This window comes from Stenotrophomonas maltophilia, from assembly GCF_013464915.1.
Classification (GTDB): domain Bacteria; phylum Pseudomonadota; class Gammaproteobacteria; order Xanthomonadales; family Xanthomonadaceae; genus Stenotrophomonas; species Stenotrophomonas maltophilia_AT.
Map to the genome: position 1 here is coordinate 103,909 of NZ_RAVT01000002.1, position 13,945 is coordinate 117,853.

At 67.7% G+C, this 13,945-nt stretch carries 8 protein-coding genes; 2 read left to right on the forward strand and 6 right to left on the reverse strand.

Features of this window, described 5'->3' with window-relative positions; genetic code table 11:
• Positions 1-20 precede the first annotated feature (20 nt).
• The 6 genes from D7T59_RS00525 to D7T59_RS00550 all read right to left on the reverse strand — a co-directional run bounded on the left by D7T59_RS00525 (position 21) and on the right by D7T59_RS00550 (position 10,322).
• Positions 21-2,672 carry an excinuclease ABC subunit UvrA gene (locus D7T59_RS00525; protein ID WP_180850824.1) on the reverse strand — a complete coding sequence of 884 codons (2,652 nt, stop codon included), beginning with the start codon at positions 2,670-2,672 and terminating at the stop codon, positions 21-23.
• Between the two features lie 107 nt (positions 2,673-2,779).
• Complete coding sequence (locus tag D7T59_RS00530; RefSeq protein ID WP_180850825.1) at positions 2,780-4,672, reverse strand: PepSY-associated TM helix domain-containing protein; 1,893 nt, start codon at positions 4,670-4,672, stop codon at positions 2,780-2,782.
• 46 nt (positions 4,673-4,718) lie between these two features.
• Positions 4,719-7,175 (reverse strand): TonB-dependent siderophore receptor, encoded by a 2,457-nt coding sequence (locus D7T59_RS00535; RefSeq protein WP_258012884.1) that lies wholly within the window; start codon positions 7,173-7,175, stop codon positions 4,719-4,721.
• A gap of 108 nt (positions 7,176-7,283) precedes the next feature.
• Complete coding sequence (locus D7T59_RS00540; RefSeq protein ID WP_180850827.1) at positions 7,284-8,327, reverse strand: FecR family protein; 1,044 nt, start codon at positions 8,325-8,327, stop codon at positions 7,284-7,286.
• Complete coding sequence (locus D7T59_RS00545; protein ID WP_180850828.1) at positions 8,324-9,010, reverse strand: sigma-70 family RNA polymerase sigma factor; 687 nt, start codon at positions 9,008-9,010, stop codon at positions 8,324-8,326. The genes D7T59_RS00540 and D7T59_RS00545 overlap by 4 nt, the downstream gene beginning before the upstream one ends.
• A 316-nt stretch (positions 9,011-9,326) precedes the next feature.
• Complete coding sequence (locus D7T59_RS00550) at positions 9,327-10,322, reverse strand: LacI family DNA-binding transcriptional regulator (RefSeq protein WP_164137009.1); 996 nt, start codon at positions 10,320-10,322, stop codon at positions 9,327-9,329.
• Between the two features lie 156 nt (positions 10,323-10,478).
• Between D7T59_RS00550 and ptsP the strand changes: the two genes are divergently transcribed.
• Both ptsP and D7T59_RS00560 read left to right on the forward strand, forming a co-directional pair.
• Complete coding sequence (ptsP, locus tag D7T59_RS00555) at positions 10,479-12,989, forward strand: phosphoenolpyruvate--protein phosphotransferase (RefSeq protein ID WP_180850829.1); 2,511 nt, start codon at positions 10,479-10,481, stop codon at positions 12,987-12,989.
• Complete coding sequence (locus D7T59_RS00560; RefSeq protein WP_180850830.1) at positions 12,986-13,942, forward strand: 1-phosphofructokinase family hexose kinase; 957 nt, start codon at positions 12,986-12,988, stop codon at positions 13,940-13,942. The genes ptsP and D7T59_RS00560 overlap by 4 nt, the downstream gene beginning before the upstream one ends.
• The last annotated feature ends 3 nt before the right edge of the window (positions 13,943-13,945 follow it).

Sequence of the window (13,945 nt, forward strand, 5' to 3'; positions counted from 1 at the left end):
TTGCCGCATTGCAGGCCCATTCAAGCCCTGGCCTCCAGCTCCCTCGCAAGGAACGGCGCGGTCCTGCTGTCCTTCGCCCGTGCCACCTGTTGCGGGGTCCCCTTCGCCACGATGGTGCCCCCTGCCCCGCCAGCGCCGGGGCCTACATCAATCACCCAGTCCGCCTGTGCGACCGCGCGCATGTCATGCTCGATCATCACCACCGTATTGCCCGCGTCCACCAGCCGCTGAAGCTGTACCAGCAACCTGTCCGCGTCCGATGCATGCAGGCCGGTGGTGGGTTCATCCAGCACATACAGCGTGCGTCCGCGCTGGCTGCGCTGCAGTTCGGTGGCCAGCTTGATGCGCTGGGCCTCGCCGCCTGAAAGCTCCGTGGCCGGCTGGCCCAGGCGCAGGTAACCAAGGCCGATTTCCTGCAGCAACTGCAGCGGGCGCGCAATGGCATCCTCTTCACTGAAGAACGCACGCGCCTGGTCCACCGTCATCTGCAGGACTTCGGCGATATTGCGGTCATTCCACTGCACCTTCAGCGTGGCCTCGTTGTAACGCGCACCGTGGCAGGTGGGACACGGCGCATAGACGCTGGGCATGAACAGCAGTTCGACGCTGACGAAGCCCTCGCCCTCGCAGGTCTCGCACCGGCCCTTGGCCACGTTGAACGAGAAACGGCCCGCATCGAAGCGGCGGCGTCGCGCGTCGGGTGTCGCGGCGAACAGCTTGCGCACGTGGTCGAACAGGCCGGTGTAGGTCGCCAGGTTGGATCGTGGCGTGCGGCCGATCGGCTTCTGGTCCACCTGCACGACCCGCTGGATGGCGTCCACATCACCGGCCAACTGGCCTCGGGTAGTTTCGATCACCGTCGGCCCGTCGTTCGGCGAGGCCTCGGCACCATCGTCGGCGGGTTCATGCCCCAGATGCAGCAGTATCAGCTCGGGCAGCGCCTGCGCCATCAGGCTGGATTTGCCCGAGCCTGAAATGCCGGTCACTGCCGTCAGCAATCCCAATGGCACCTGCGCGTCCACACCCTGCAGGTTGTGGCGATGGATGCCCTTCAGTTCCAGCCAGTTCGCGACACTACGCTGGCGACTGGCAGGCGCAGGCACCTGGTCGAACAGATACCGGGCCGTGCGCGAATCCTGTACTTGATGCAGGCCATTGGGCTCGCCGCTATAGAGCACGCGCCCGCCCCGCTCGCCTGCCTCCGGGCCCACATCCACCAGCCACTGCGCGCGGCGCATCAGCTCCAGATCGTGTTCAACCACGAACACCGAGTTTCCGCCGTCGCGCAAGCGCTCAAGCGCGTCGTACAACGCCTGGCTGTCGGCCGGATGCAGGCCGGCCGAGGGCTCATCGAGCACGTACAGCACACCAAACAGCAAGGAACTGAGCTGGGTGGCCAGCCGCAGGCGCTGCAGTTCGCCAGCGGACAGGGTTGGCGTGGCGCGATCCAGCGAGAGATACCCCAGGCCCAGGTCACGCAGCTGGCGTACCCGCGCCATCACACCGCCTGCCAGCCGCTGTGCGGCCAGTCGCTTCTCTTCGGACAAGGCCGAGGTCAGGCGCACGTCGGGAGCACCCTCGTGGGTCGCCTGGCCACTCGCGGCCCTCCGGGCGCGATCGCGGGGTGTCGCGCTCCTGCGGGTGCGAGCGCCCTTGCTGTGCGCGCCGAAATGACCTTGTGCGATGGGCTCCAGCAGCGCCGCCAGTTGATCCAGCGGCAGCCGCATGAACTCGCCGATATCCACGCCGGCAAAGGTGACGGAGAGTGCTTCCGGCTTCAGACGCTTTCCGTGGCAGGCCGGGCACAGCTTGCCTTCCATGTAGCGCGACACGCGCTTGCGCATCAGCGCGCTCTGGGTGTTGGCAAAGGTGTGCAGCACGTAGCGGCGTGCGCCGGTATAGGTGCCCATATAGCTGGGTTCCTGCTTGCGCTTGAGGGCGGCGCGCGTCTCGGCGGGGGTGAAACCGGCATAGACCGGCACGCTGGGTGCTTCCTCGGTGAACAGGATCCAGTCGCGGTCCTTCTTTGGCAGCTTTTTCCACGGCACGTCGATGTCGTAGCCCAGCGTGACCAGGATGTCGCGCAGGTTCTGGCCATGCCATGCCGGTGGCCAGGAGGCGATGGCACGCTCGCGGATGCTCAGCGAGGGATCCGGAACCATCAGCGCTTCGGTCACTTCGTAGACATGCCCCAGGCCATGGCAGGTGCTGCAGGCACCCTGTGGCGTGTTGGGCGAGAAGTCCTCGGCGTACAGCATGGGCTGGTTGGCCGGGTACGCACCGGCACGCGAGTACATCATGCGCACCAGGCTGGACAGCGTAGTCACGCTGCCCACCGATGAACGTGCATTGCTGGCGCCGCGCTGCTGCTGCAGGGCCACCGCCGGCGGCAGCCCGTCGATGGCGTCGACGTCCGGCACGCCCGCCTGGTCGATCAGGCGCCTGGCATATGGCGCAACGGACTCGAAGTAGCGCCGCTGCGCCTCTGCAAAGACGGTACCGAAGGCCAACGATGACTTGCCGGAACCTGATACGCCGGAGAACACCACCAGTGCATTGCGCGGGATGGAGACGTCGACATTCTTGAGGTTGTGCTCGCGTGCACCACGCACCTCGACGCAACCGCTGGCCGCGGCAGCACATGACGACTCACCAAAGGGGGTGTTGGACATCGATACGATCCTGCAGGCAGTGAGTGGCGCGCGCCAGGGCGCGCCCATGGATGCATTTTCGCTGCTGCGGGGTGAATGTGGGTGAGGGTGAGCCGCCTCCCCTGCCCTCACCCCGGCCGCAGCATCACCACCAGCACTCCCATCAGGGCGCCCCCTGCCACCAGACTCAGCCACACCTTCCCCACACTACGGACGCTGAAGATGCCCACGGCAACGGAGATCAACAGCACGAACCCCAGCAGCGAACTGGTCAGGACCGAAACGGATGTGCGTACATTCACCAGTGAGGGCAGCAACAGCGCCAGTGCCGTGGCAGTGAGCGCGGTGAACACGTAGCCGCCCACCGAGGCAGCCAGCACCCGGCTCGCCACCTGCCAGCGATGCGCCGCACCTTGCCCGGGCGCCGGCTTGGCACTGCGCGCGGCCTCGTGCGCCCGTGGCCAGCGGCGCTGCAGCATCAGGGCCATTCTTGCCAGCATCAATCCGAAGGCCAGTGTGACCAGCTCCACCCCGGCCTGCTGCCATGCGCCCCGCTGCAGGTACATCAGCAGCCCCTGCCCGGTGGTTGCCAGATTCACCACGGGCAGTGCCAGACACAGTGCGGCGGCCAGCCACAACTGCTCGATCCAGGCCAGGCGCGGTGGACGCCACAGTGCGTGCAGCACCGAGGCCGCACAGGTTAGAAGGAAAATGCGTATTTCCCACGCGCTGCGATCGCTCATTTCCAGTGGCAGCAACCGATTGCCGTGCAGGTAGACGATGCTTGCCAGTGCCACCCCGGCCAGCGATGCCACGTTGAACGCCTCCACGCAACGGTAGATGCCTGCCGTGGCGGCGCCGAACTCCTGCTCGCTGCGCTTGCGCCGCTTGAGCGAGAACAACAGCGTGCCGATGGCGATCATCGCGGTGCCCAGCAGGCCGCTGATGAAGTACAGCCACTTCATCGGCCAGCCGCCGAAATCGGCCTTGTGCAGGGCTTCGATGGTTTCGTGCACCTGCAAGGCACCCAGTTGCTGCGGATGCGCTGCATGCAGCTGCAGGAGCCTGCCGCTGGCCGCATGGAAGGTCACCCGGCTGGCCTCGCTCAACAGGTGCCTGCCGGTGTTCCCCACCGGCTTGCGGCCCTCCACTTCCACCACGCTGTGCACGGTGTCGGGCGCCAGGATCACCACCAGTGCCGGCGGCTGACCGCTGATGGCCTGCGCCCGCGCAAGCAGGTTCGGCAGGTTCGGCAGGTTCGGCAGCTGCGCGCCCGCGACCAGTATGCCGGCCGGGACAGGTCGCGCAGGCGCCAGCTCGGCTTCATAGCGCGTATAGGCGTCATCGGCATCGCCATAGGCCGCATGCACCGGCCACGGCAGATAGCTGCTGTAGAAGAAGGTCAGCCCGGTGTAGCCGATCATGAACAGGAACGGCAGGGTCAGCACGGCACTCAGGTTGTGCGCATCCAGCCAGCTGCGCTGTCCCTTGCCCGGGCGGAAGGTGAAGAAGTCCTTGAAGATGCGTTTATGCACCACCACGCCGGACACCAGCGCCAGCAGCATGCAGGCGGTGATCCAGCCCACCAGCCAGTAGCCGGCCATGCCGCCGTGCAGGGTGTAATGGAAGGACATGAAGTGGCGCCCGCCTTCGGTTTCCCGAAGACGAGGTGGAGGGTGTGGCATGCCGGTGCCGGCATCCACCCAGCGTTCGTGCGCGGTGCCGTCGCCATCCTCCCACGACAGCTCCAGTGGCCAGCCCGGCTGGGCAGGCCAACGGATCTGCCATGCCCGGGCATCGGCGGCGTTTGCAGCCAGCCAGTGCTGTGCACGCACCGCCTGCGTTCCCGTGTCCATCACAGGCGAGGAGGCCGGCACGGGGCCGGCCTCCATCCAACGCGTGATCGGCTCGCGGAACACGCTGAGCGTGCCGGTGAGGAAGATCGCGCACAGCAGCCAGCCACAGGTAAGGCCGCCCCAGGTGTGCAGCCACGACATGCTCTGCCGGAAGCCTGCCTTCATGCCGCCCCCGTGGCGGGCAGGCCGTTGCCCCGCCGGTTGCGGAAGATCACAGCGAGCCGCGCAGCGTCAGCATCACGTTGCGGGGTTCGCCAAAGAAGTTGCCGCGGCGGATCTGGCTGATCATCGCGTAGTAGCGGGTGTCGAACAGGTTGGCCACGTTGACGCCTACGCTCCAGCGCGGATTGATCCGGTAGCCGGCCCGCAGGTCCCACACGGCACGTCCCGCTGCGCCCATGCGCCAGTCCGGGTCGTCGTAGGCCGGATAGGAGTAGCTGCTCTGTGCCGATACACCACCGCCCACGGAGAACGCGTTCCACCTGCCGGGCAGCTGGTAGGACGTGGACAGGCGCAGCAGGTGGCGAGGCGTCTCGGCGCTGATGGTCGCACCCTCATCGTCGCGGCTGGTGACGTGGGTATAGCCCGCCATCATCTGCCAGCCGGGCGCCAGTTCGCCGCTGGCTTCGAGTTCAAAGCCCTTGCTGCGCAGCTTGCCGCCATTGCGGTAGCAATCGGACGACGCCAGCGAGCCACGGCAGCTGCCTGGGTCGGACTCGTCCACCACGGCGTTGCCGGTCTTGCGGATGGAGAACACCGCAGCGGAGACATTCAGGCGGCCATCGTTCAATTCACCCTTCACGCCCAGCTCGTAGTTGGCGCCGATGGCCGGGTCCAGCACCGAGCCGGACGCGGTGACGTACGAGCTCTGCGGCTGGAAGGTATCGGCGTAGCTGGCGTAGACCGACCATTGCGGGCCCAGGTCGTAGACAAGGCCGGCGTACGGGGTGAATTCGTGTTTCTGTTCGTAGTCGCGGCTCTTGGCGCCGGTGAAGCCATCGCTGGACTGGTACTTCACCCAGCTCAGCCGGCCACCCAGCGTGAGGTGGAGTGGTTCTGCCAGCTGCAGGCGCAGGTTGCTGTACACGCCGCTCTGCTGGGCGCGGGCGTTTTCTGACCAGTCCCAGGCTGGCTGCAGCGGTTGCGCAATGGCGCTGTGGTCCGGCGCGTAGACATCGATCGGCACGTCGATGGCCAGGTCTGCAGAGCTCTGACGGGTACGCTGCCGCGACCACATCGCGCCCAGCAGCAGCTGGTGGCTGCGGCCGAAGGCCTCGAAACTGCCGGTGGTGTGCAGGTCGATGCCATCACTGCGCACGCGCGAGCGGTTGAAATAGATGTCATAGAAGCGCGAACCGATGCCGGTGGCGCGATCCACCCCGCCCAGCGGAACCGCGACACGCTGGTCCAGGTCCGACTCGGTTCGGTTCACCGACAGGCGTGCCTTCCAGCGTTCGTTGAAGCGGTGCTCCGCCTCTGCGAAGGCTTCGTCAACGGAGCCCTCCTGCCGGTTCCAGTCCTGGATGAGCGAGGTGGAACGCTTGATGTCCAGCGCACCGCCATCGGTGTAGCGCGGCAGGCCGAACAGCCAGTAGCCATCGGTGTCGCTGGCCTGATGGCGCAGGCCGAAGGTCAGCGTGGTGTCCGTGCCCAGGTCGGCATCGATTACCCCATAGGCCACCGGCGTTTTCGATGAGGTGCCCCGCTGGAAGTAGTCGCGGTCCTGGTAGGCGGCAACCAGTCGGCCGCGCACGCTGCCGGCGGCATTGAGCGGGCCACCGCCATCAACCTCGACGCGGTAGTTGTCCCACGAGCCCACGGTGGCCGCCAGATCCAGATGGGCCTGGTCGCGCGGGCGCTTGCGCACCATGTTGATCGCCCCGCTGGGGTCGGCCGCACCCAGCATCATGCCGCCGGCACCGCGCAGCACTTCAACCCGCTCCAGCACCGCGGTGTCGATCGGCAGCCAGCCGACGGGGGCGTAGACGATGCCGGCCACGCCGTCGACCAGATAGTTGCTGTCGTCCACGGTGAAGCTGCGGATCGAGAACTTGTGGTTGCCGAAGTTGCGGGCGGTCTTGGTCACACCGGTGGTCTGTGCCAGCGCTTCGTCCAGCGTGGTGAGGTTGCGGTCGTCCAGTTGCTGGCGGGTGATCACGCTGACCGACTGCGGGGTCTGGCGGATGCTCTGCCCCAGCTTGCCCAGGCTCAGCTCACGTGCCGTGTAAGCGCCGTCGCTTGGAGCATTGGCGGTCACGTTCACCGTCTGCAGGGTGGTCTGGGCTTCCTTGCTGCGCGCAGGCGATGCCACTTCGTGCGCCAGCGTGAACACGCCCGGACGGGTGGCGTTGACACGCACCCCACTACCCTGAAGCAGGTGCGCCAGTGCTTCCTGGGGCGTGTAACTGCCGGCCAAGGCCGGGGCGCGACGGCCGGCCACCGCCGATTCGCTGAACAGCACCTGCTGCCCGGACTGCTCCGAGAAGCTGCGCAATGCGGCATCCAGCGGTTGCGCCGGAATATTGAACTGCACGCGCGCAGCCGGCTGCGCCTGTGCAATGGCCGGCGCTGCCAGCGCGCTGGAAATGCACAGTGCCAGCAGCGGCAGTCGCTTGGCCTGCACGCCCGTGGAAAACGCGCTGGCAACAAGTGCGCGCTTGATCTTCATGTACCCCATTACCGCTCCATCATGCTTGGCCGCTACTGGCCTCACTGGGGTAAACGGAAAATGGCGGTGGGGTGGGAACCCGCGCCGGAAGAAATTTTCGTTCCGGCGTCAGCGGGTAACAGGCCGTTCGTCGATGCGATAGCCGCCCTGCGCAGTGCGGGTCACCCGCACCGGCAGCAGGTCCGGCAGCGCCTCCAGGAACGTCGCCGGGGCGTCGGTGGCTGCGTAGCCGGAAACAGGCAGGAACTTCAGCCCTGGCTGGCCCAGCGTGACGGGATGGCCCAGATACTGCCCGACTTCCTGCGCCACTTCGTCCAGCGGCGTGCGCCGGAACACCAGGCGCCCGTTGCGCCAGCCACCAATGCTGTCTGCGCTGGCGGCTACGGAGCGGTAGGTGGCAGTGAGCGTGGTAACGGCCAGGCCCTGTTCGGCGTGCAGGCTGACCGGCGCGCTGCCTTCGGCGCGATCGGGCTGCACCCGCACGTGCCCATGCAGCACCTTGACCACCACTTCGCCCGGCCCATTGCGCACATTGAAGGCCGTGCCGACCACCGTCACCCGGCTGCGCTGGGCATCGACGGTAAAGGGGCGATCGGCCGCCGGGGCGACCTCGAAGAACGCCTCGCCCTGGCTGAGCACCACTTCGCGGCGAGAGCGATGGAAATGCACGGCCAGCGTGCTGTGTGCATTGAGCGAAACCCGTGAGCCGTCCGGCAGTTGCAGATCACGTATCTCGCCCGCACCGGTGGCCACGTCCTGTACGTAGCTGGGCGCGGAATACCAACCGTAGCCGAAATACCCCAGGGCCAGCATTGCCACGGCCGCAGCCGCCACCGTGCGTGGGATGCGCCACGACCGCGCACGCCGCGCGGCCCCGCTCCGCCTTGGAGCGGCAGGTGCGGGTACTGCTGGGGTGATCACCGCATGCGCGTCCGAGGCCAGCACGGGGCGCGGCAGCTGACCCAGGTCGTGCCAGGTTCTGGTTACATCGGCGAACGCCTGTCGGTGCGCTTCGCTCTCGGCCAGCCAGTGTTGCAGGGCCGCCTCGTCCTTCGGTTGCCAGTCCGCATCCTGCCGCCGTACCAGCCACGCGGCGGCCGCCTCGTGCAGGGCAAAGGGGTCGGAACCTGTGGCAGCAGGGAGATCGGTCATCGGCAGGGAAGATCAGCATCAATGGCAGGCGCCAACGCCTCGCCTGTCCCACTGGGTTGATGCAGTGCCTGCATCTGCGCCAGAGACGCATAGCGTACCCGCACTTCGCAGTAAGCCACCGCTCGCGACAGGTGCTTGACCACCATGCGGCGCGAGATCTGCATGCGCGCGGCAACGTCCTCCTGGGTCAGGCCATCGAAGCGGCAGAGCACGAAGGCCTCGCGTTGGCGCTCGGGCAGTTCACCCAGTGCTTCCTGCAGGCGCTCCAGGCGCTGCCGTTGGGCGGTGAGTTGCAACGGGCACTGTGATTCATCGCTGGCGATGGCCTGGCCCGCATCCTCTGCATCTGCCAGCGGCAGGGTCTGAAGGCGGCGGCCTGCGTTGTGCTCGCGATATTCATCGGCCACGGTGTTCATCACCGTTCGCCGGAAATAGGCACCTTGCTGGTCGCAGGACGCCAGTGCAGGTTTTGCCGCCAGCCATTTGACTGCACCGTCGTGCAGGGCGTCCTCACCGTCCGCACCTCTGACACGCGCAAGGCTGCGCAGGATGGGCCCGCGCCAGCGGGCATAGGCTTTCGCGAGGAGGTTCCCGCCCATTGGCGAGGCGTCTTCCGGAATGCCCGCCTCCGTGGAGGAGGTCCGATCCGCGTTGCTGCCCGTGCCCCGGCCTAGCGTGGACACATCACCCTCAGGGCGAATGCCTGCGGTCTGCACAGGTAGGGCGGGGATTTCACGTTGGGAGCCGGAGTTCTGGCCGCGACAGACGGCGAAGGGGACGGGATGCTGCAAGTGTAGTGAGAGTCATTTGCAATTGGAACTCCCTGCCCCGTCCCGGCCCCGTCATGAAATGCAGGCAAGTGCGAAGGCCAGGGTCAATCCTGCCAGAGAACTCACCCCATCCGTTTCCAGGCACTGGCAAGGGTGCTGGACGCCGGCACTGTTTACCGGTACAGAACGCGCCGCTTGCATGCCAGGCGTCTCCTGCCTGGGCCCCTGGCTATCGTGCTTCTGGGCTCCATGCGGTTGATCCCCGCACCACGCACCGCCCCGTCATCACCAACCGGCGCACCGGCAGCTCCGGCGTGCGCAGGCGTTCAAGCAGCAACGACATCGCTGCACGCCCCATCTCTTCGACCGGCTGTTCGATCACGGTGATGCCCGGCTCGACCAGCTCGGTCCAGCGTTCGTTGTCGAAGCCCGCCAGTGCCAGCGCGCCTGGAATTGCCAGCCCTGCGCTGCGGGCCGCCTTCAATGCCCCCATGAGCAGCAGGCTGTTGCTGGCGACCAGCGCTTCCGGCCGCGATGGGCCGGCCAGCCACTGATCGACTGTTGCAATGGCCGCTTCTGCCGTGGGTTCAACCTCCCGGTAATCCGGTTCCAGTCCATGGGCGCGCATCGCAGCGAGATAGCCGTCACGACGCTCGGCCGCGGTGGTGCTGGTGCTGCCGAACAATCCGCCAATGCGGCGATAGCCGCGCTCGAGCAGATGCGCGACCAGACCCGCCATCGCGGCCGGATTGTCGAGCACCACGCTGTCGATCGACCCGCCGGGCGCGGCGCGGTCCACCAGTACCGTTGGATAGTCCAGTGCAAGCCGCTCCAGCCGCCCCACCGTGGTCCGGGTCGGCGCGAAGATCAGGCCACTGATGCGCTCTTCGTGCATCAACTGCAGATACAGCGCCTCGCGCTCGGGGTCCTCGTCGGTGTTGCAGAGGGTGACGCGCAGGCCTTCACGATAGGCGACTTCTTCCACCGCGCGGATCAGCGCCGTGAAGAAAGGGTTGCGGATGTCCGCCACGATCAGCCCGATGATGCCGGTATGCCGGGCGCGCAGTCGCCGGGCCTGCAGGTTGGGGTGGTAGCCGGTCTGGCGGATCGCCGCCTCCACCCGGCCACGCACGGCTTCGCTGACCGGGCCGCCACCAAGCACCCGCGACACCGTGGATTTGGATACCCCCGCCACACGCGCGACGTCGTTGATGCTGATGCTCATTGGAACCGTTCCCGGAAACTGTTGCTATTCGAGGCCGAGTGGCCATTCAGGACAATGCTAACGCCAAAGGACTATTGGCTTTTTGTGCAGTGCACATTGAAATGCGTAGTGGGAACGTTCCCAATACGTCCCAACCACCCCTTCCCGGAGCCCGCTTTGTCGCCCCTGACCTCCCCCTCCCCCGTCAGCCGGGAACTGATCCGCCTGGACGCGCGGGCGCAGGACAAGACCGATGCCATCGCCCAGGTGGCCCAGATGCTGGTCGCCGCCGGCTGCGTGGCGCCGGGCTACGAGGCCAGCATGGGGCGCCGCGAAGCGCTGGCGAACACCTTCCTCGGCCATGGTGTGGCGATCCCGCATGGGCTGGGTGAGGACCGCCACCTGGTGCGCCGCGATGGCATTGCCGTGCTGCAGTTTCCGGAAGGCGTGGAGTGGAACCCGGGCCAGGTCACCCGCCTGGTGGTCGGCATTGCCGCCCAGTCCGATACCCACATCACCCTGCTGCGCCGGCTGACCCGACTGATCCAGGATGACGCCACACTGCAGCGCCTGTTCACCACGGCCGATGCGAGCGAGATCGTCAATGCGCTGGCTGGCGATGCTGCAACCATGGCCACCGACGCGCCGGTGGCGGACCTGGCCGAGCGCTTCGACTGGACCATCGCTTACCCCAACGGGCTGCACGCGCGCCCGGCCACGCGCTGGGCCGAGACGGCGCGAGGTTTCACGGCCCGTGCCCAGGTGCGCGCGGGCGATCAGGCGGCCGATGCCAAGAGTCTGGTGGCGCTGCTGCAGCTTGGGCTTCGCGAGGGCGATGCCGTGAGTGTTTCTGCCGAGGGCGCCGACGCCCCTGCCCTGCTGGCCACACTGCGCAAGGTCATGGACGGGCTGGTGGCGCAGGAAAGGGCCGATGCCGAGCGCGCAGCACGGCGAAAGGCGGCGCCGGTCGCGGGCTGGAATCCGCCCGATGCACAGGCGGCGATCGTCGGCATCGGCGCCAGCCCCGGGCTGGCCATCGGCCCGGTGCATGTTCTGGCCAGCGCGCAGGCCGACGTTGACGATCGCCCTGCCCCGCTCGGCGAGGGCGGTGCACGCCTGCAGGAGGCACTCAGCCGCACCCGCCAGCAGCTGGCCGCGCTGCAGGACGACACCCAGCGCCGCCTTGGCGCCTCGGATGCGGCGATCTTCAAGGCGCAGGCCGCGCTGCTCGACGACACCGATCTGATTACCCGCACCTGCCAGCTGATGGTGGAAGGCCATGGCGTCGCGTGGTCCTGGCACCAGGCCATCGAGCAGATCGCCTCCGGACTGGCGGCGCTGGGCAATCCGGTACTGGCCGGGCGCGCTGCCGACCTGCGCGATGTGGGCCGGCGCGTACTGGCACAGCTTGACCCTTCTGCAGCCGGCGGCGGCCTGGCCGATCTGCCGGCGCAGCCATGCATCCTGCTTGCCGCAGATTTGTCGCCCTCGGATACCGCCAACCTCGACACCACCCGCGTGCTCGGCCTCGCCACCGCACAGGGCGGCCCGACGTCGCACACTGCAATCCTCTCGCGCACGCTCGGCCTGCCGGCGCTGGTTGCCGGTGGCGCCGAACTGCTGGCGATCCAGGCCGGCCGCGAGGCGATCATCGACGGCAGCAGCGGGCGGCTCTACCTGTCCCCCTCCGAGGCCGATCTTGCTTCGGCGCGCGCCTGGATCGCCGAGCAGCAGCAGATCCGCGCGCGTGAGGCCGCACAACGCGCGCAGCCGGCGCAGACCACCGATGGCCATCGCATCGACATCGGCGCCAACGTGAACCTGCCGGAGCAGGTGCCATTGGCGCTGGAACAGGGCGCGGAAGGTGTCGGCCTGATGCGCACCGAATTCCTGTTCCTCGAGCGCGGCAGCACGCCCAGCGAGGAGGAGCAGTACGCAACCTACATGGCGATGGCCAAGGCGCTGGACGGCCGTTCGTTGATCGTGCGCGCCCTTGATATCGGTGGCGACAAGCAGGTCGCCCACCTGGAGCTGCCGCATGAGGAAAACCCCTTCCTCGGCGTACGCGGCGCGCGCCTGCTGCTGCGCCGCCCCGATCTGCTGGAACCGCAGCTGCGTGCGCTGTATCGCGCAGCCAAGGGCGGTGCACGCCTGTCCATCATGTTCCCGATGATCACCTCGGTGCCTGAGCTGGTCGCTCTGCGCGCCATCTGCGAGCGCTTGCGCGTCGAGCTGGAGGCGCCCGAGGTGCCGGTCGGCATCATGATCGAAGTCCCGGCCGCCGCAGCCCAGAGCGATGTACTGGCGCGCCACGCCGACTTCTTCTCGATCGGCACCAACGACCTGACCCAGTACGTGCTGGCCATCGACCGCCAGAATCCGGAGCTGGCCGCAGAAGCCGACAGCCTGCATCCTGCCGTGCTGCGCGCGATCCGCGCCACGGTGGAAGGTGCACGCACGCAGGGGCGCTGGGTGGGTGTCTGCGGCGGCCTGGCCGGTGATCCGTTCGGTGCAATGCTGTTGGCCGGCCTGGGCGTGGACGAACTGTCGATGACCCCGAACGACGTCCCGTCGGTGAAAGCACGCCTGCGAGGCACTGCACTGGTCGATCTGCAGACGCTGGCCAACGCCGCGCTGGACTGCGAAACCGCCGAGCAGGTGCGAGCCCTCGATGGAGCACGCGCATGAATACCCGCGCCGTCACCGTCACGTTGAACCCGGCGATCGACCAGACCGTGCGGCTGGCCAGCCTGCGGCCGGGCCATGTGCACCGCGCGTGCAGCAGCCGCGATGATGCGGGTGGCAAGGGCATCAATGTGGCCGCCTGCCTGGCCGACTGGGGCGTGCCGACTACCGCGCTGGGCGTGCTCGGTGGCGGCAACGACGTTGTGTTCGGCGCGCTGTTCTCCTCGCGGGGCATTGCTGACGCGTGCCTTCGCGTGCCGGGCCAGACCCGCACCAACATCAAGCTGGTTGACGAGGACAACGACGAAACCACCGACATCAACCTGCCCGGCCTGGTGCTCGACGATGCCGATCTGGACGCCGTGTCGCGCAGGCTGGGTACCGTGCTGCTGCCGGGCCTGCCGGTGGTGCTGTCCGGCAGCCTGCCGTCCGGACTGCCGGCCGAGGCATGGGCGCGACTGCAGGCACAGGCCGGTGCCGCTGGTGCACGCGTGTTGCTGGACACCAGTGGCGATGCGCTTGCCGCTGCCTTGAGTGGCACCGCGGGTGCACTGCCCTACGCGGTCAAGCCCAACCGCCAGGAGCTGGAGGCCTGGACGGGCACGCCGCTGCCGGATCGAAGCGCCCTGCGCGCTGCTGGCCAGGCCCTGGTCGAACGCGGGGTCGCGCTGGTAGCGATCTCGATGGGCACCGACGGCGCGCTGTTCATTGATCGCAGCGGTGCCCTGGCCGCACGACCGCCGCGACTGGCCCAGGGCAGCACGGTTGGTGCGGGCGACGCCATGGTCGCCGGCATCGCTGCCGCGATGCTGGAGCCCTCCCTCGATCTGGCCGGCTGCGCACGACTGGCGACCGCGTTCTCGATGAGCCGGCTGCAAAGCGGTGACGCACGACGGCTGGACCCGGCGCAGGTGCGCGCATGGGCCGGCGATGTACTGATCGAGCGGTTGGATTGACCC